16 protein-coding genes and 2 pseudogenes are annotated in these 18,182 nt (G+C 70.9%); 11 read left to right on the top strand and 7 right to left on the bottom strand.

Annotated elements, in window-relative coordinates; translation table 11 throughout:
* The first annotated feature begins 209 nt into the window (after positions 1–209).
* The 6 genes from fabG to ABZ371_RS00600 all read left to right on the top strand — a co-directional run bounded on the left by fabG (position 210) and on the right by ABZ371_RS00600 (position 5,985).
* Positions 210–971, top strand: a complete 762-nt coding sequence (fabG, locus tag ABZ371_RS00625) for a 3-oxoacyl-ACP reductase FabG (protein WP_358672388.1) — start codon at positions 210–212, stop codon at positions 969–971.
* 22 nt (positions 972–993) lie between these two features.
* A complete protein-coding gene (locus ABZ371_RS00620; protein ID WP_358672387.1) occupies positions 994–1,749 on the top strand; it encodes an SDR family oxidoreductase in 756 nt (251 codons plus the stop codon).
* Between the two features lie 119 nt (positions 1,750–1,868).
* Positions 1,869–3,449, top strand: a complete 1,581-nt coding sequence (locus ABZ371_RS00615; protein WP_358672386.1) for an ABC transporter substrate-binding protein — start codon at positions 1,869–1,871, stop codon at positions 3,447–3,449.
* An 82-nt stretch (positions 3,450–3,531) separates the two neighbouring features.
* Positions 3,532–4,215, top strand: a complete 684-nt coding sequence (locus ABZ371_RS00610) for a uracil-DNA glycosylase (RefSeq protein ID WP_358672385.1) — start codon at positions 3,532–3,534, stop codon at positions 4,213–4,215.
* A gap of 113 nt (positions 4,216–4,328) precedes the next feature.
* A complete protein-coding gene (locus tag ABZ371_RS00605) occupies positions 4,329–4,832 on the top strand; it encodes a hypothetical protein (protein ID WP_358672384.1) in 504 nt (167 codons plus the stop codon).
* A gap of 247 nt (positions 4,833–5,079) precedes the next feature.
* Positions 5,080–5,985: a Gfo/Idh/MocA family oxidoreductase gene (locus ABZ371_RS00600; RefSeq protein ID WP_358672391.1), complete on the top strand. Its 906-nt coding sequence runs from the start codon at positions 5,080–5,082 to the stop codon at positions 5,983–5,985.
* Here ABZ371_RS00600 and lnt read toward each other — a convergent pair.
* Positions 5,909–7,540 carry an apolipoprotein N-acyltransferase gene (gene lnt, locus ABZ371_RS00595; RefSeq protein WP_358672383.1) on the bottom strand — a complete coding sequence of 544 codons (1,632 nt, stop codon included), beginning with the start codon at positions 7,538–7,540 and terminating at the stop codon, positions 5,909–5,911. The genes ABZ371_RS00600 and lnt overlap by 77 nt on opposite strands.
* Positions 7,541–7,927: 387 nt before the next feature.
* Between lnt and ABZ371_RS00590 the strand changes: the two genes are divergently transcribed.
* Positions 7,928–12,091 carry a bifunctional nitrate reductase/sulfite reductase flavoprotein subunit alpha gene (locus ABZ371_RS00590; protein WP_358672382.1) on the top strand — a complete coding sequence of 1,388 codons (4,164 nt, stop codon included), beginning with the start codon at positions 7,928–7,930 and terminating at the stop codon, positions 12,089–12,091.
* Here the strand turns inward: ABZ371_RS00590 and ABZ371_RS00585 are convergent.
* The 3 genes and pseudogenes from ABZ371_RS00585 to ABZ371_RS00575 form a co-directional block, all read right to left on the bottom strand.
* Positions 12,085–12,873 (bottom strand): SGNH/GDSL hydrolase family protein, encoded by a 789-nt coding sequence (locus ABZ371_RS00585; protein WP_358672381.1) that lies wholly within the window; start codon positions 12,871–12,873, stop codon positions 12,085–12,087. The genes ABZ371_RS00590 and ABZ371_RS00585 overlap by 7 nt on opposite strands.
* A gap of 127 nt (positions 12,874–13,000) precedes the next feature.
* Positions 13,001–13,138: pseudogene (locus tag ABZ371_RS00580) on the bottom strand (undecaprenyl-diphosphatase); the annotation flags it as partial.
* Positions 13,139–13,174: 36 nt separating this feature from the next.
* Positions 13,175–13,378: a hypothetical protein gene (locus ABZ371_RS00575; protein ID WP_358672380.1), complete on the bottom strand. Its 204-nt coding sequence runs from the start codon at positions 13,376–13,378 to the stop codon at positions 13,175–13,177.
* Between the two features lie 228 nt (positions 13,379–13,606).
* Between ABZ371_RS00575 and ABZ371_RS00570 the strand changes: the two genes are divergently transcribed.
* Together ABZ371_RS00570 and ABZ371_RS00565 are read left to right on the top strand one after the other, a co-directional pair.
* Positions 13,607–14,071, top strand: coding sequence for a prevent-host-death protein (locus ABZ371_RS00570; protein ID WP_358672379.1), 465 nt, complete (start codon positions 13,607–13,609; stop codon positions 14,069–14,071).
* Positions 14,072–14,073: 2 nt separating this feature from the next.
* Positions 14,074–14,424, top strand: a complete 351-nt coding sequence (locus ABZ371_RS00565; RefSeq protein WP_358672378.1) for a hypothetical protein — start codon at positions 14,074–14,076, stop codon at positions 14,422–14,424.
* A 156-nt stretch (positions 14,425–14,580) separates the two neighbouring features.
* Here the strand turns inward: ABZ371_RS00565 and ABZ371_RS00560 are convergent.
* Positions 14,581–14,676, bottom strand: a pseudogene (locus ABZ371_RS00560) (hypothetical protein); the annotation flags it as partial.
* Positions 14,677–14,778: 102 nt separating this feature from the next.
* Here ABZ371_RS00560 and ABZ371_RS00555 point away from each other — a divergent pair.
* Positions 14,779–14,925: a hypothetical protein gene (locus tag ABZ371_RS00555; protein ID WP_358672377.1), complete on the top strand. Its 147-nt coding sequence runs from the start codon at positions 14,779–14,781 to the stop codon at positions 14,923–14,925.
* Between the two features lie 260 nt (positions 14,926–15,185).
* On the opposite strand, the gene ABZ371_RS00550 is transcribed toward ABZ371_RS00555, so the two are convergent.
* Entirely contained in the window at positions 15,186–15,473 is a 288-nt protein-coding gene (locus ABZ371_RS00550) for a hypothetical protein (RefSeq protein ID WP_358672376.1), read from the bottom strand.
* 203 nt (positions 15,474–15,676) lie between these two features.
* Positions 15,677–16,528 (bottom strand): helix-turn-helix transcriptional regulator, encoded by an 852-nt coding sequence (locus ABZ371_RS00545; protein WP_358672375.1) that lies wholly within the window; start codon positions 16,526–16,528, stop codon positions 15,677–15,679.
* Positions 16,529–16,731: 203 nt separating this feature from the next.
* Here ABZ371_RS00545 and ABZ371_RS00540 point away from each other — a divergent pair, with 203 nt between their 5' ends.
* Positions 16,732–18,102 carry a metallophosphoesterase gene (locus ABZ371_RS00540; protein ID WP_358672390.1) on the top strand — a complete coding sequence of 457 codons (1,371 nt, stop codon included), beginning with the start codon at positions 16,732–16,734 and terminating at the stop codon, positions 18,100–18,102.
* Positions 18,103–18,182: the final 80 nt, after the last annotated feature.

Below are 18,182 nucleotides of genomic sequence, written 5' to 3'. Positions count from 1 at the left end.
GGTGCGCTGAGCGCGTGCGCCGGGCGCACTCGGCGGTGCGCCCGGCGGGGGCCTTCGGGTGTGACATGCGTCCTCGCGCCCGCGGCCCGTTGACACCGGGTGCCAGGGCTTCTAGCGTCTCGTCTGCTGAAGGTACTAAGCGGTTGCTCAGTTATCGGGAACTTCCTGACGTCCGCTGAGCGGCGATCCAAGGGCGAGGAGAACCAAGCATGTCCACCACCGAGCAGCGCGTCGCCATCGTGACGGGAGCGGCACGGGGCATCGGCGCCGCCACCGCCGTGCGCCTGGCGGCCGAGGGCCGTGCCGTCGCCGTACTCGATCTCGACGAGGCGGCGTGCAAGGACACGGTCGAGAAGATCACCGCCGCGGGGGGCACCGCCCTGGCCGTCGGCTGCGACGTGTCGGACAGCGCGCGGGTGGAGGCCGCCGTCGCGCGCGTGGCCGCCGAGCTCGGCGCCCCGACGATCCTCGTCAACAACGCGGGTGTGCTCCGCGACAACCTGCTCTTCAAGATGAGCGAGGCGGACTGGGACCTGGTCATGAACGTGCACCTCAAGGGCGCGTTCCTGATGGCGAAGGCCGTGCAGTCGCACATGGTGGAGGCCAAGTTCGGCCGTATCGTCTCGCTGTCCTCCTCCTCGGCCCTGGGCAACCGCGGCCAGGCCAACTACTCCGCCGTCAAGGCCGGGCTCCAGGGCTTCACAAAGACGCTCGCCAAGGAGCTCGGCAAGTTCGGTGTCACCGCCAACGCCGTCGCCCCGGGCTTCATCGTCACCGAGATGACCGCGCAGACGGCGGCCCGGGTCGGTATGGGCTTCGAGGAGTTCCAGGCGGCGGCGGCCACCCAGATCCCGGTCCAGCGAGTGGGCCGCCCCGAGGACATCGCCAACGCCATCGCCTTCTTCACCGGCGACGACGCGGGCTTCGTGTCCGGACAGGTCATGTACGTCGCCGGCGGACCGCTCAACTGACCCCGGAAGGGCAACGGACATCATGACTGTGCAGCACAGCGGCAAGGTCGCGCTCATCACGGGTGCGAGCCGCGGCATCGGCTACGGCATCGCCGAGGCGCTCGTCGCCCGGGGGGACCGGGTCTGCATCACGGGGCGGGGCGAGGACGCCCTGAAGGAGGCCGTCGAGAAGCTCGGCGCGGACAACGCCGTCGCCGTCGCGGGCAAGGCGCACGACGAGGCGCACCAGGCGGCGGCCGTCGAGCGGGCCATGGAGGCTTTCGGCCGGGTCGACTTCCTGATCAACAACGCCGGTACGAACCCCGTGTTCGGGCCCATGGCGGAACTCGACCTGGGCGTCGCGCGCAAGGTCTACGAGACCAACGTCATCTCGGCGCTCGGCTTCGCCCAGCAGACCTGGAAGGCCTGGCAGAAGGACAACGGCGGCGCGATCGTCAACATCGCCTCCGTCGCCGGGGTCTCCGCGTCGCCGTTCATCGGCGCGTACGGCATGAGCAAGGCGGCGATGGTCAACCTGACGCTCCAGCTGGCGCACGAGTTCGCACCGGTCGTCCGGGTCAACGCGATCGCCCCCGCCGTGGTGAAGACGAAGTTCGCCGAGGCGCTGTACGAGGGCCGGGAGGCCGAGGCCGCCGCGGCCTATCCGCTGGGCCGGCTCGGCGTGCCGCAGGACATCGGGGGTGCGGCCGCGTTCCTCACCTCCGCCCAGTCGGACTGGATCACGGGGCAGACACTCGTGATCGACGGCGGTATCTTCCTGAATGCCGGCGTGGCCTGAGAGCGGGCTGGACCTGTTTCGTCCTGATTGACGCAAGTGCCCCGCCGGGACAGAGGATTGACCCGGCGGGGCGCTGCGGTATGGTCTGCCGACCCCAAGGCCGATCGAGGAGCGTGCACGTGTTCTACCGGGCCGGTCTGCAGTCTGCTGCAGCCCTTGCTTCCCTTTCTTTGCTGGCCGGCTGCGGACTCCTGTCCGACAGCAGCACGGAAACGAATCAGCAGATATCGGTCGGAACGACGAGTTCGCCCTCGACCCTCGATCCGGCGGCGGCCTGGGACGGCTCCTGGGAGCTGATGAGGAACGTCTTCCAGACCCTGGTGAGCTTTCCGACCGGCAGTGCGAGTCCCGAGCCGGACGCGGCGGAGTCCTGCCGGTTCACCGACACGACGAGCATGGCCTACCGGTGCACCCTGCGTAAGGGCCTGAAGTTCTCCAACGGGGACCCGATCGACGCCGCGGCCGTGAAGTACTCCATCGACCGCATCGTGAAGATCAAGGTCAAGGGCGGCCCCGCCGGAATGCTCGGCTCCCTGGACCGGGTGGAGACCGACGGCGACGACACGGTCGTCTTCCACCTCAGCAAGGCGGACGCCACCTTCCCGTTCATCCTTGCCACGCCCGCGATGTCCCTCGTCGCACCCGGTGACTACCCCGCGGACCGCGTCCGCGACGACGGCAAGGTCACCGGGTCGGGACCGTACCTCCTGGACTCGTACGAGCCGGGGAAGAAGGCGGAGCTGACCAAGAACCCCGACTACAAGGGCTTCGCCGACCGGAAGAACAGCGCGGTCACGATCCGCTACTTCGACGACTCCGCACCCATGGTGGCGGCCCTGAAGAAGAAGGAGATCGACGCCACGTACCGAGGTCTCACCGCCGAGGAGGTCGTGAGCCTCGAGGACGACCAGCAGGACCACAACGGTCTGCAGCTCGTCGAGACGGTCGGCGCGGACATCCGCTTCCTCGTCTTCAACCCCAAGGACCCCGCCGCGGGCAAGCTCGCCGTCCGGCGGGCCATCGCCCAGCTGGTCAACCGCGACGCCCTCGTCGCCAAGGTCTACCAGGGGACCGCCGAGCCGCTGTACTCCATGGTGCCCAAGGGCATCGCCGGCCACACGACGAGCTTCTTCGACGCCTTCGGCGACCCTGACAAGGCCAAAGCGAAGGCGATCCTGGCCCGGGCCGGGATCGACAAGCCCGTCGAGATGACCTTCTGGTACACCACCGACCGCTACGGCTCCTCCACGGCTCCCGAGTTCGCGGAGATCAAGCGCCAGCTGGAGGCGTCCGGCCTGTTCAAGATCACCCTGAAGAGCGCGCCGTGGAAGAACTTCCAGGAAGGCTTCACCAAGGGTGACTACCCGGTCTTCGGACGAGGCTGGTTCCCCGACTTCCCGGATCCGGACAACTTCATCGCCCCGTTCGTCGGCAGGGGGAGCGTCACCGGGACGCCCTACCTGACCGACGAGATCACCCAGGACCTGCTGCCCTCCTCCCGCAAGGAGAGCGACCGCGGGGCCGTCTCCCAGCAGTTCAGGAGGGCTCAGGAGATCCTGGTCGAGGACGTCCGGCTGCTGCCGCTGTGGCAGGGCAAGCTGTACGTCGCGGCGGGCGAGGACATCGGCGGGGGCGAGCGTGCCCTGGACCCGCAGACGGTCATGCAGCTGTGGGAGCTCTACCGCAAGACCAGCTGGTAGGAGTCGCGCGGCGGAGGCGTTGTCAGTGGCTCCCGGTAGGTTCTGTACAGCAAGGACCGAACGTGTACCGGAGGTTGTGGACGTGACCGACACCGACCTGCTGCCCGAATCCTGGCGCGGCGTCCTCGGCGAAGAGCTCCAGAAGCCGTACTTCAAGGAGCTCATGGACTTCGTCGAGGAGGAGCGGTCCCGTGGGCCGGTGTACCCGCCGCGCGAGCAGGTCTTCGCCGCGCTGGAGGCCACCCCGTACGACCGGGTGAAGGTCCTCGTCCTGGGCCAGGACCCGTACCACGGCGAGGGGCAGGGACACGGGCTCTGCTTCTCCGTCCGCCCCGGGGTGAAGACGCCCCCCTCGCTGCGCAACATCTACAAGGAGATGAACGACGAGCTCGGCCTGCCGGTCCCCGACAACGGCTATCTGATGCCCTGGGCCGAGCAGGGTGTCCTGCTGCTCAACGCGGTGCTGACCGTCCGGGGCGGCGAGGCCAACTCGCACAAGGGGAAGGGCTGGGAGAAGGTCACCGACGCGGTGATCCGCGCGGTCGCCGACCGGCCCGACCCGGCGGTCTTCGTCCTCTGGGGCAATTACGCGCAGAAGAAGATACCGCTGATCGACCAGGAGCGTCACGCCGTGGTGAAGGGCGCGCATCCCTCCCCGCTCTCCGCGAAGCGGTGGTTCGGCTCCCGCCCCTTCACCCAGATCAACGAGGCCGTCGCCGCACAGGGGCACGAGCCCATCGACTGGCGCATCCCGGACCTGGGCTGACGGACGCCCCGGTGGCGGACCGGCCCCGCGCCTGAGAGCGTTTCCCGACGGCTCGGGCTAGCGTCGGACCGACGGGAACAGGGCCGGACGGCAATCTCAGGGAGACCTCTGTCGTGGAGCAGCGTGAAGCGTCGGGGGACGCCGTCATGACCAGGATCGGCCAGGCGGTCATGCTGCTGCACGGCGGAGACCGCGAGGAGGCACGCAACCGGTTCCGGCGCATCTGGTCGGAGATCGGTGAGTGCGGCCACGCCCTGCACCGGTGCACCCTCGCGCACTACATGGCCGACACCCAGGACGACCCCGGGGACGAGCTCGCGTGGGACCTCCGGGCCCTGGCGGCCGCCGAGGGGCTGACCGACCCGGCCGAGGGACCGGCGCGGTCGGCCGCCGCGCACCACCGGGACGTGACAGCGGTGCGGGCCTTCTTCCCCTCGCTGCACCTCAACCTCGCCGCCGACTACCTGAAGCTCCAGCGCTACCAGGCCGCCCGGTCCCACCTGGACCGGGCGTGGGAGGCCGTCGGCGTTCTGGAGGACGACGGGTACGGCGGCGGCGTCCGGGCGGCCATCGGGCGTCTGGAGCTGCGGCTGCGGGGGAGCGGGGCGGCCGGGTAGCGGGGGCCCGGCCTCACCACACCTTTGCGCGGTGCCCCTCACCCGGGTACCGGCCGGCGGGCGTCGTGCCGGCGGCTCCTCGGTCCGTGCACGTCCTGCCGGCAGGGCGCGGACCGGTGGGGCGGGGGCCGGCGGGGGCGAGGACCGGCGGCCGGGGGACGCCCCGGCGCACGTATGCTGCCGGGACCAGGGAAGAGCAGGTGACGCGGCCGTGAGGCGGCGCGCCCGTGGCGACAGGGAGAACTCGGTGAAGGTCGGCTGCATCGGACTCGGCGACATCGCGCAGAAGGCCTATCTGCCGGTACTGACGACGGTGCCCGGGACCGAGCTGCATCTGCAGACCCGCACCCCCGCCACGCTGGCCGCCGTCGCGGAGACCTACCGCGTCCCCGGGCGGCAGTGTCACACGGATCTGGACGCGCTCCTGTCCGAGGGGCTGGACGCCGCGTTCGTGCACGCGCCGACGCAGGCGCACCCCGAGATCGTCGGGCGGCTGATCGAAGCCGGGGTCCCGACGTACGTCGACAAGCCGCTCTCCTACGAACTCGCCGGGTCCGAGCGGCTGGTCGCGCTCGCCGAGGAGCGCGGGACCTCCCTCGCCGTCGGCTTCAACCGCAGACTCGCCCCCTCGTACGCACAGTGTGCCGAGCACCCGCGTGAACTGATCCTCATGCAGAAGAACCGGGTGGGGCTGCCCGAGGATCCGCGCACCCTGGTGCTCGACGACTTCATCCACGTCGTGGACACGCTGCGCTTCCTCGTACCGGGCCCGGTCGCCGACGTCGTGGTGCGGGCCCGGATCGCCGACGGTCTGATGCACCACGTCGTCCTGCAGCTGTCCGGCGACGGCTTCACCGCCATCGGCATGATGAACCGGCTCAACGGGTCGACCGAGGAGATCCTCGAGGTGTCCGGCCAGGACGCCAAGCGGCAGGTCCTCAACCTCGCGGACGTCGTCGACCACAAGGGCCTGCCCACCCTCCGGCGCCGCGGTGACTGGGTGCCGGTCGCCCGCCAGCGGGGCATCGAACAGAGCGTGCTGTCCTTCCTGGACGCGGTCCGGGACGGGCGGCTGCTCAGCGCCCGGGACGCGTTGGAGACCCACCGGCTGTGCGAGCGGGTCGTCCTGGACGCACTCGAGCAGGCGTCCTGAGCATCCGTACCCCCGCCGCGCCGAGGAAGGCGGCCAGCGCCGCCAGTGCCGCGTACACCGGCCAGGCGCCCAGCCGCACGTAGAGCGTGGTGCCCCGGGCGAGCGGCACGTCGTACACTTCCGCGCCGCTCACGTCCGTGCCGAGCGGAGCTCCCACTCCCTCGCCCCCCGGGCCGTACACCGCGCTCACGCCGGTCAGCGTGGCGTGCACCATCGGGCGCCCCGTCTCGGCCGCCCGCAGAGCCCCCAGCGAGGCGTGCTGGGCGGGGGCCCAGCTGTTCTGGAACGTCGACGTGGACGACTGGGCGACGAGCAGTTGCGCCCCGTCCCCGGCCAGCCGCCGGCTCATGTCGGGGAACGCCGACTCGAAGCAGACCAGCGGCCCCACGCGCAGCCCGTCCGCGTCCGGGAGGTCCATGACCACCGGGTGCTCACCCCGGATCCGGTCCTCACCGGCCGCCTTGCCGACCGAGGTGGCCCAGCCGAGCACCGCACGCGCCGGGACGTACTCACCGAACGGGACGAGACGCATCTTGTCGTACCGTTCGCCGACCGGCCCGTCCGCGCCGACCAGTACGGCGGACTTGAAGATGCCGGCCCGGTCCCCCCCGTCCCTGCGCCGGGCATCCATGTTGACCAGCACATCGGCCCCGACCGCACGCGAGAGGGCCGCCAGCCGCGAGACGGTGCGGGGGCTGTGCGACAGGTCCACTCCGACGCTGCTCTCCCCCCACACCACCAGGTCCACGCCACGGCCCGCGAGAGAACGGGTCAGCTCCTCGCCCCGGGCGAACCGGCGGTCCACACTGCCGGGGCCGTCGACGACACCCGGCTGCACCACGGCGACACGGACCGTACCCGCCTCACGCGGCTGCGGGGCCCAGGCAACGACTCCGCCCGCGCACAGGGCACACGCCACCAGCGCCACGGCTGCCGCCCTGCGCGCCGACGGCACCGCCACCAGCAGGGTGAGCGCGGTGTTGACGGCGACCACGAGCAGGCTGACCAGCCATACGCCCCCGGCCGACGCGATCCGCAGGGCCGGCCGGACCTCCCACTGGCTGGCGCCCAGCAGCCCCCAGGGACCACCGAGTCCCTCCCAGGAGCGCACCAGCTCGATCATCAGCCAGCCCGAGGGGACCACCACCACGGCGGCCAGGGAGCGCCCGACGGACGGCGATCCGCCGAGCAGCCGGGCGACCAGCAGCCCCCAGGGCGCCCACAGCAGTCCGAGCAGGGCGGCGAGGACCACGATGAAGACGTGCAGACTCGGCATCAGCCAGTGGTGCACGGCAAGCATGAAACCCAGACCCCCGAGCCAGCCGTCGACGGCCGCCCGGCGCCCGGTCCCCGCCGACCTGACCAGCAGCAGCCAGGGCACCAGCGCCACATAGGCGAACCACCACAGGGACGGCGCGGGAAACGCCAGGGCGGGCAGAGCGCCTGCGAGCACGGCCGCGGCTCCCCGCCCCGTGCGCGTGCCCAGCAGCCGTTCGGACGGCCCGGCACCGCCGGCCGGCCGGTCCGCCGCCACCCCCGAGTCCCGCATCGGCATGCCGAGACCTCCTCACCGGTCCTCCGCGTGCTCCCAGTGTTCCCAGTGTGCGGCAGAAGATCCGCGGCGCACGGAGAGCGTGCCCCGCGCAGGAGCGCCGCCCCGCCGCCGGAGGGCACGGCCCCGGGTACGAGGCCCAGGGGGAACACCGCGGTCGGCCTACGCCGTGAGGGTGTGGGCCCACCACCCCGCGCCGGGGCGGCCCGGGTCCGCGGTTCCGGCCGCCGCCGGAAGGCGCCTCCGCGTCACGCGGGGCGCCGCAGGCCCTCACCACCCCGTGCCGCCGGCTGTGCAGGGGACGTAACCGCGCTTGATCGTCCGGCGTGACACCCGGGAAACGGGCGTTTCGTACCGTCGCGGAACCAGCGTTCCCATGGGAGGCCGTACATGACCCCGTCGAATCCGCAGCCGGACGGCCCCACCCAGGTGCGGACGGTCTGCTCGTACTGCGGTGTCGGCTGCGGGATCGTCCTCGACGTGGCCGCGGGGCCCGACGGCCGGCGCACCGTCCTGAAGGCCGCCGGTGACAAGGCGCACCCGGCGAACCGCGGCCGTCTCTGTACCAAGGGCGCGACGAGTGCCGAGATGCTCGCCGCCCCCGGCCGGCTGACGACCGCGATGGTCCGGGCCGAGCGGAGCGAGGAACCGGCCCCCCTGCCCATGGAGGACGTCGTCCGGGAGACCGCACGGCGGCTGCGTGCGACCGTCGACGAGCACGGCCCCGACGCGCTCGCGCTGTACGTCTCGGGGCAGATGACGCTGGAGGCCCAGTACCTGGCCAACAAGCTGGCCAAGGGCTTCGTCCGCACGAGCTGGATCGAGTCGAACTCCCGGCTGTGCATGGCGGGCGCGGGCAGCGGCTACACCCTCTCCCTCGGCGCGGACGGCCCGCCCGGTTCCTACGAGGACTTCGACCACGCCGACGTGTTCCTCGTCATCGGCGCGAACATGGCCGACTGCCACCCCGTCCTGTTCCTCCGCCTGATGGAACGGGTGAAGGCGGGCGCGAAACTCATCGTCGTCGACCCGCGCCGCACCGCCACCGCCGAGAAGGCCGACCTCTTCCTGCAGATACGGCCCGGCACGGACCTGGCCCTGCTCAACGGACTGATGCGCCTGCTCGTCGAGAACGGGCACACTGACCCCGACTTCATCGCCGAGCACACCGAGGGCTGGGAGGCCATGCCGGCGTTCCTCCAGGACTACCCGGCCGCGGGAGTCGCCGCGACCACCGGCATACCGGAGGACGACATCCGCCTGGCCGCCCGCTGGATCGGCGAGGCCGGCGAGTGGACCAGCTGCTGGACCATGGGGCTCAACCAGAGCACGCACGGCACCTGGAACACCAACGCCCTGATCAACCTGCACCTGGCCACGGGCGCCGTCTGCCGCCCCGGCAGCGGCCCCTTCTCGCTCACCGGCCAGCCCAACGCCATGGGCGGCCGCGAGATGGGGTACATGGGCCCCGGCCTGCCGGGCCAGCGCAGCACCCGGTCCGCCGAGGACCGCGCCTTCGTCGAGAAGCTGTGGGGCATCGCGCCCGGGACCCTGCGCACGGACGCCGCGGGGGCGGGGACCATCGACATGTTCCGGCGGATGGCGGACGGCGAGATCAAGGCCTGCTGGATCATCTGCACCAACCCGGTGGCGTCCGTGGCCAACCGCAGAACCGTCATCGAGGGACTCGAGGCCGCCGAGTTCGTCGTGACCCAGGACGTGTTCGCGGACACCGAGACCAACGCCTACGCCGACGTGGCCCTGCCCGCCGCCCTGTGGGGCGAGGCCGAAGGCGTCATGGTCAACTCGGAGCGCTGCCTGACACTCGCCCGGCCCGCCGCCGACCCGCCGGGCGAGGCATGGCCCGACTGGCGGATCATCGCGCGGATCGCCTGCGAGATGGGGTACGAGGACGCCTTCGGCTACCGCGACGCCGAGGAGGTCTTCGAGGAGATCAGGCAGGCGCACAACCCGCGAACCGGCTACGACCTGCGCGGTGTCACCTACGAACGGCTGGCACGGACCCCCGTCCAGTGGCCCAGCGCCACCCCGGACGGCCCCGGCCGCAACCCCGTCCGCTACGTCAACGACGGAGTCAGCCAGACCCTCGTGGTGCGCCCGGACGCGACCGTGCCCCGGCTGGCCTTCCCCACGGCGAGCGGCCGCGCGGTGTTCCACGCCCGGCCGCACATGCCCGCGGCCGAGATGCCCGACGAGGACTTCCCGTACGTCCTCAACACCGGGCGTGTCCAGCACCAGTGGCACACCCTCACGAAGACGGGGAAGGTCGGCAAGCTCAACAGGCTGAACCCGGGGCCCTTCCTGGAGATCAATCCGCAGGACGCCCAGGCACTCGCCGTCACGGACGGCGACGCGGTCGAGGTCGCGTCCCGGCGCGGCCGCGCCGTCCTGCCGGCCGTCGTGACCGACCGTGTGCGCCCGGGGGACTGCTTCGCCCCGTTCCACTGGAACGACCTCTTCGGCGAGTACCTCAGCGTCAACGCGGTGACCAACGACGCGGTCGACCCCGTCTCCCTGCAGCCCGGCTTCAAGGCGTGCGCGGTGACGCTGACGAAGGTCGCGTCCGTGGCCGGCCCCACCCCCCTGCCGGCGGGCGCACCCGCCGCCACGCTCGCCGGTGTCCTCGGCCTCACCGACACGGCGCCACCCGTGCTGACGCCACGAGAGCGCCGCTACCTGTCCGGATTCCTGGCGGGACTCGACGGGCGGACCACCGGCACCCCGGTACTGCCGCCGACCGCTCCGTTCGCCCCCGACCACGCCCTGTGGGTCGACGGCGTACTGGCGGGCATGTTCTCCCGGGCACCGGGCACCGCCGCGCAGAACCCGGTGCCGGAGGCCACCGAACCGGACACCACACCCGCGCCCGGGAGACAGGTCGTGGTCCTCTGGGCGTCGCAGACCGGAAACGCCGAGGAGGTCGCCGCGGCCGCCGCGCGGCGCCTGACCGACCGGGGGCGGACGGCGGTGCTCCGGGGCATGGACGACGGTCCGCTGGAGAGCCTGCCCCGGGGGGCCGACCTGCTGGTCGTCACCAGCACCTTCGGTGACGGTGACGCGCCCGACAACGGTTCCGGGTTCTGGGAGTCGCTCAACCGGCCCGACGCACCCCGCCTGGACGGCGTGCGCTACGCCGTACTCGCCCTCGGTGACTCCGCGTACGACGACTTCTGCGGGCACGGCAGGCGGCTCGACGAGCGGTTCGACGCGCTGGGCGCCGTACGGCTCGTCCCCCGCACGGACTGCGAACCCGACTACGAGGAGCCGGCCGGACAGTGGCTCGACGAGGTGTGCGCGGCGCTCGGGACCCCGGCCGCCCTCCCGGCGCCCGGCACTCCCGCCGCCACGACACCAGGTGTCCCCGCCCCGGCCGGCCCGGCCACCGCGGCCGCAGCCGCTCCCGCCGGGTCGGCCAAGGCGGCGCCCGTACCGGCGCGTCTCGCCGGCAACCGGCTGCTCAGCCTGGCCGGCGCGGCCAAGGAAGTACGTCAGTTCACCTTCGACACCCGGGACGGCTCCACGCCGCTGGACTACCGGGTGGGCGACGCGCTCGGTGTCGTGCCGCTCAACTGCCCGGGCCTCGTCGCCGAGTGGCTGGCCGTCACCGGGCTGGACCCCGCCGCCCCCGTCGACGTCCCCGGGACGGGTGCCGTCCCGCTGGGCGAAGCCCTCCACCGCCACCTGGACCTGGCCCGGATCACTCCCGGTCTCCTGCGCATGGTCGCCGACCGGACCCACGACCGCACCCTGAAGAAGCTGCTGCGTGCGGACAACAAGGGCGAACTCGCCCAGTGGACGTGGGGGCGGCAGGCGATCGACGTCATCGCCGAGCACTCCGCCCGCGCGACGGCGGCCGAATGGACGGCCGCACTCGCCCGTCTGCGGCCGAGGCTCTACTCCATATCCTCCAGCCCGCTCACCGACCCCGCCCTCGTCCGTCTGACCGTCTCCGTGGTGCGCTACGAGAACCACCACGGAAAGCCCCGCAAGGGCGTGGCATCCACCTTCCTCGCCGACGCGCCGGCGGACAGCCGTGTACCGGTCTTCGTGCAGCGCAGTCCGCACTTCCGGCCGCCGGCCGACCCGGCCACCCCCATGGTGATGGTCGGTCCCGGCACCGGGGTCGCCCCGTTCCTCGGCTTCCTCGACGAACGGCGCGCGCTCGGCCACCGGGCCGCCAACTGGCTGTTCTTCGGCGAGCAGCGCCGTGCCACCGACTTCTACTACCGGGATGAACTGGAAGCACTGCGCTCCGACGGCACACTGACGCGCCTGGACACGGCCTTCTCCCGCGACCAGCGGGCCAAGGTCTACGTCCAGGACCGGATGCGGGAACACGGCGCCCAGCTGTGGTCCTGGCTGCAGGAGGGTGCCCACCTCTACGTCTGCGGGGACGCCTCCCGCATGGCGAAGGACGTGGATCAGGCACTGCGGGAGATCGCGACGGCCCACGGCGGGCTCCCGGAGGACGCGGCCGCCGCGTACGTCAAGCAGCTCGCCGCGGACAAGCGGTACCTGCGCGACGTCTACTGACCCCGCCCCGCCGTGACCGCCCCGGTGAGAGCGGGCAGGTACCCCGCCTCGTGCCCCTCGGCGGTCGGATGGACGGTCGACCCGCTGATCCATTCGTCGCCGGTGCAGATCTCGTGGCCCGCGAAGGCGGCCCGGCCGTCCACGAACGAGAATCCGGCGGCCCGGGCGCGTTCCGAGATCGTCCCGTTCAGCAGGTCCGAACCCCGGTTGAGTGCGGTGCGCTTGCCGGAGCTCAGTCCTCCGGGGCAGAGGCCGCCTTCCTTGTAGAGGTGCGGGTACCCGAGGACGACGACCTGGGCGTGCGGTGCCCGGGCGCGCACGGTGGAATACAGGGTGTCCAGCTCGGCGGGCAGCTTGTTCACGACGTACTCGCCGGCCTCGGACAGGGCCCTCTCGCAGGCCGGCAGCGTGGAGTACCGGCAGCTGAGCATGGTCGAGGCGAACCCCGAGTCGTTACCGCCGATGCTGAGGCTCACCAGCGTGGTGTCCGAGTCGAGTTCGCCGAGCTGGTCGCCGAGCACGTCGGGTACCCGCGCACCGCCGCAGGCGGCGAAGGCGAACGACGCGGGGGCGTGGGCGGTCGCCCAGAGGGCGGGGTACGCCTTGCGGCTGCGCGTGCACCGGACGTCGGAGTAGTCACCGGCGCCGGTACCGGAGGCGTACGAGTCGCCCAGGGCCACGTAGTTCACCGCCGGGAGCGGCGCGGCGGGCGCCGGGGCCGGGAACGTGGCGAGTGCGAGGGCGGCCAGCAGGGCGGAGCCGGCCGTACGAGAAGCGAGCATGGGAGTCTCCCGACGTGTGAGCACGAGACGGCACGAGCGCGGCCGCCCTCGGTCCCGGCGGCCGCCCCCAACCTCTCGCCGCGCCCACCCGCACGTCATCGGCGAAATCGCCCGTGCCGGGAGGCGGTCAGCCCGCGGACTCGCCCGCGTGCGGGCTCAGGACGCCGGCCGCGATCAGCACGAAGAGCACCACGCCCAGGATCACGCGGTAGATGACGAACGGCATGAAGCTCTTGGTGGTGATGAACTTCATATGCCAGTTCATGCCGAGGTTCTGAGCGGCTCTGACCTGCTGTTTTCATCACTCATCAAGATTGAATGGGAGATGACACTTTCCAGTGCCCTCCTTCACTGGCGGCAAAGCCGCAGCCACCTGGTTTGCAGCGAATCGGCAATCTCCTGCTCCATGCGTCACCTGTGCGAACGTGGTCTGACCGGGGTCCGGCTCGTCATCGGCGACCACCACCTGGGCCTGGTCAAGGCAGCCGGCATCCTCGAGATCCATCGAAGTCCCTGGCGGCCTGTGCCACCCAGAAGGCGGTCAGGTGTGCCGTCGCGCCCAGGATGCGGATGCGCCGGCCGGCGTGCCCGATCATCGCGAACACGTACAGCCGCGCCCTGGACAGAAGGAAGGCTGAGATCTGGCATCGGACCGTATCCGGAGGCCGAGTCTGACGCACGAACTCCGCAGCCTCCACTGGACTTCCGAATACGTTCCGAATGCTGTGGATGCATGACCATCGCAGCAGGCCTTCCCGTGGCGACTCGGCGCTCCTCGGACCTGAGCAAGCACTCCGCCGAGGTCTTTGCCGAGGCCGAGGATCACCCCGTGACGGTGACCCGGCGCGACGGCGAGGCTCTGGTCCTGATGTCGCAGCGCGAGGCCGAGGGTCGAGCCCGCTTGCTGAACTTTGCCGCACAGCTCATCACCGTCACCCTCGACGACCGCGGCTCGCTCGCCGCGCGGATGTCCAAGGCTTTTCCTTGGATGCTCGCGCTGTCGCCGGCCGACCGGGAGTCCTGCGCGCAGGACCTCGTCGATGCGGCGCGCGCGTCGTTCTCCACCGGCCAGCCGCACCTCGCGATCGCAGAGCTGACCTCCTGGGAGGAGACGGCCACCGCCGTCGCGGCCGGGCTCAGCAGCGGCGGCGCCGCTCTGGAGTGGCTCGATGACGATGAGACCGTGGAGCGTCCCTAACAGTGGCGGCCGCCAGGAAGGGCGAACTGGTTCCTCGTCCTCCGAAGAAGATCGAGTACGAGATCCGCTTCGCCACAGCCGACGCGCAGAAGGGATGGCGCGACCTCGTCGCGACGATCCGCAACCCCATGACGGAGGCCTGGGACTTCCTCACGCGGACGCCACTGTCCACGACGCCGACGAACTATCGGCTCAAAGGTGAGCTCGGCGTCATCGAGCGTGGCGGCGCGACCCATGAGAGGTGGCAGCACGAACCGACTGCGAAGGGCACCGCGCGCATCTGGTTCTACGTCCACGAGCGCACGGTCTTCCTGGAGCAGGTGCACACGAGCCACCCGAACGAGACGAAGTAGGCCAGCTTCGCAGCTTCGCACGTCGTCGGTGAGCGCGCATCCGACTGGGATGATCGCTGTGTGACTGCCGCGGCTGGGGACTTTGACTTCACCCGAGGGCGGCACGCCTTTGGGAAGGGGCGACTCGACCTCCCGATCACTCCGCGGATGGGAAGTCTCTGCGTGAAGCGGCTTCGCCAGCTTGAGATACGGAGCGGACAAGAACAGCGCCAGCCCCAGGACGAAGTACACCACCAACCGGGCAGAGAGCAGGCGCCTGCGTTACTCACCGCGTCCGCACGCGGCCACTACTGACCTTCAAAGCATGGTGTCTCAGGGGCTGACAGTTGATGGTCGTGGCGGTATGCCGTTTGTATGAGGTATGCGCAGGGTGGCGGGCTGACCGCTGAGCGGCGGGCGTTTCGTGAGCGGTTGCGGCAGGAGGCAGCCGAGCGGTTTGCTGTTGGTGACGAGGTCGCCGTCATCGCCCACGACCTGCGGATAACGGTCCACTCGGTGTAGCGCTGGCACAGAGCGTGGGCCGAGGGCGGCGTGCGGGTGCTGGCCTCGAAGGGTCCGGCCTCGCTGCCGGTGTTGAGCGACGAGTTCTTCGCGGCCTGGTCGGGTAGGACCGCCGCATTGCTGCGGCGGCCCCCCTCAGAACCGCGCGGGCCCGTTGTCCGAGCACACGGCTCAAGCAAGCCCTGATGGCTCGCGGGCGTATGGGGTGCCGCCGCGCTGCGGGAGCTGCGGGGGGCCTTCGGGCGGGCACCCCTTCGCCTTCACCGGCAGCGGCGGCCAAGTCCAGGTCCTCGATGTTGAACGTCCAAGACCTCTTCCGGGCGGGCATGCGTCTCGTAGAGCATCCGCCACAGCGTCTTCTCCCGCAGGTGGACGTCCCGGCGGGCGACCAGCCGGTCGATCGCCGACTTCGAACGCACCGGGGTGTCAGAGTCCAGCGGCGGCAGCCGCTTCGCCCAGGCCGGAACCCTCGGCCCGTCGTGCCCGCACTCTGCGCACCAGCCGGTCCAGGACAGCACCGCGCTGCGGCGGGCATTCCAGGTGTTCACTGCCGACGCACCCCACAACAACTCCAGCACCTCGCCAACTCGGCGTCTTCCGGCGAGGCGACGGCCGACCCTCGCCCAGGCGCTCGGCGGTCTTCGAGACGGCGAAGCCGTAGTCCGGAGCAGTGTTCGGGTTGCCGAGCGAGCCGAGAAACAGGTCGGCCGGCGTCCGGACGGTCACCGCCTTCCCGGTTGACGGCTGCCGGCTACCGAGTGGCCCCGGTGATCATGTGCTGGATGCCGATGGTGGCAAGCAGGGCGAGTTTGCCCTCGGATTCGCTGCCGGGTTCGGCGGTGTACATGACGATGCGCAGGTCACCGCGCTGGGTAGCGAGGACGTCACAGTCCAGGTCGAGGCGTCCCACGTCGGGGTGGGCGAAGCTTTTGACGGTCGGACCGTGTTCGGCGATCTCGTGGCGCTGCCAGAGTTCGCTGAACCGTTCGCTCTCCTCGCCCAGTCGTGTGACGAGCTGGTGCAGTTGGGGGTCGTCAGGGTAGCGGCCGGCGCTGCGGCGCAGGTCGGCGACCATGGAGTTGTCGAACCCCTCGGTGCCCGGGGACTTGCGGATGTGGCAGGGGGAGAGCCCGACGAAGTGCAGCCACAGGACGTTGCGCTCCGTCTCCTGAAGCTGGGAGGGGTCCCCCATGAGGGCCGCCCAGAGCGGATTCCACAGCAGAAGGGTCCACATCGCGTCGAAGACGGCGACAGGCCGGTCGCTGGTGCGGTCCACCAGTCGCCGGATGCTTTCCGGCACCAAGCGGTTGATACGGCCCGTACCGGTGGCGTGGCCTGCCAGGTGAAACAGGTGTTCCTGCTCGGCGTCGCTCAGCTGGAGCGCGCGGGCGAGTGCGGCACACACCTGTGCGGACGGCGCGGAGGCCCGGCCCTGTTCCAGACGCACGATGTAGTCCACCGACACCCCGGCCAGCACGGCCAGCTCCTCACGCCGCAGCCCGCTGGTGCGCCGGGCCGTACTCGCGGGCAGACCCGTCATTTTCGGTGTCAGCCGTTCGCGCCATACCCGCAGGATGGTGCCCAGCTCACCAGACGTATTCATACGCCCATCGTCGCAGCCTGACAGGTGAACAACAGCCTGGTACTGGCATTACCAGGAAAGAGCGTCCCTGGCGCTCTGTCTGCGGTGTGCCGCAGGATCGCAGGTCATGGCATGCGTCCGTCCGTCTTCCGAGGGCGATGGCGGGTGTCACGCCGTGCCTCACGCCGCGCAGGGCTCTGCACAGAGCTGACAGGGGAAAACGGATCGTGCTGGTTGTGCTGTTGGTAGTGGTGGTGGTGATCGTCGTCCTGTACGCCGGGATGCATTGGTACGTATGGCGCCGACTGGTGCGCGATGTGACGGCTCGCGGAAGTGCGGTACGGCGTGCGGGTACGGTCGCCGCGGTCGTCCTGCCGGTGCTCTCGCTCGGCGCGCTGAGCGCGGGCCAGGTGGGCTCGCCTTTCTGGCTCCAGCGGGTGCTGGCATGGCCGGGCTTCCTGTGGCTGGCCCTGCTGCTGTACCTGGTACTGGCCCTGGCTGTGGGCGAGGTGGTCCGGCCGCTGCTGCTGCGCGCCCATGGCCGACGCAAGGCGACCGGTCAGGGCCGCACATCCCCGAAAGCAGCCATCGCCCATCCGGAGACGGCCGCGCTTTCACCGCCTGCCGAGAGCATCGGGCGCACATTCACCCCCGCAGATCCGGATGCTCCCGCGCCCGCCCGAACCGATGCCACCGAAATGCCCGGCGCTCCCGAGGGTGGATCCGGCCAGGAGAGCCGGGAAGACGACGAGGTTCCGCGGGCCTCTGGGGTGACTCGTCGGCTCTTCGTGTCCCGGATCGTCGGCGGGGCAGCCACCGCGGCGGCCGTCGCAACGGTCGGATACGGCATGGCCGACGTTTTTTCCGGGCCGGGCGTCAAGCGAATCACCGTGCCACTCGCCAAGCTCCCGCGCTCCGTGCACGGCTACCGGATCGCCGTCGTCAGTGATATCCACCTCGGGCCCATCCTAGGACGGGCCCATACCCAGCGGATCGTCGACACCATCAACGCCACCCAGCCGGATCTGGTGGCCATCGTCGGTGACCTCGTCGACGGGTCGGTTGCCGACCTCGGCAACGCGACGGACCCGCTCGCCCAGCTACGGGCCCGTCACGGCTCGTACTTCGTCACCGGCAACCACGAGTACTACTCCGGCGTCGAACAATGGGTACAGCGGGTACGCGAGCTCGGCGTCCATCCCCTGCGCAACGCGCGCGCGGAGATACCCGGCTTCGACCTCGCCGGCGTCAATGACATCTCCGGCGAGGACCACGCCGACGCCCCCGACTACGCCCGGGCGCTCGGCGACCGCGACACGACCCGCGCGGCCGTACTGATGGCCCACCAGCCGGTGATGATCGACCAAGCGGTTGAACACGGCGTCGATCTCCAACTGTCCGGCCACACCCATGGCGGCCAGCTCTGGCCCGGCAACCTCATCGCACGATTGGACAACCCGACCGTCGCCGGACTGGAGCGGTACGGCGACACCCAGCTGTATGTCACGCGTGGCGCCGGAGCCTGGGGCCCGCCCGTCCGGGTCGGCGCGCCCTCGGACATCACTGTCGTGGAACTGGCCTCACGCCAGGCGTGACCAACGGACGCCGCACCATCCAGGTGCGGCGCACAGACGGCCGGAGAGGGACACCCGCGCTTCTGTACCGCCCCGGTCGT

Source organism: Streptomyces sp. NPDC005899 (assembly GCF_040629645.1).
Taxonomy (GTDB): Bacteria; Actinomycetota; Actinomycetes; order Streptomycetales; family Streptomycetaceae; genus Streptomyces.
The sequence above is the reverse complement of the archived record's forward strand: the minus strand, read 5'-3'. Positions and strand labels throughout refer to the sequence as shown.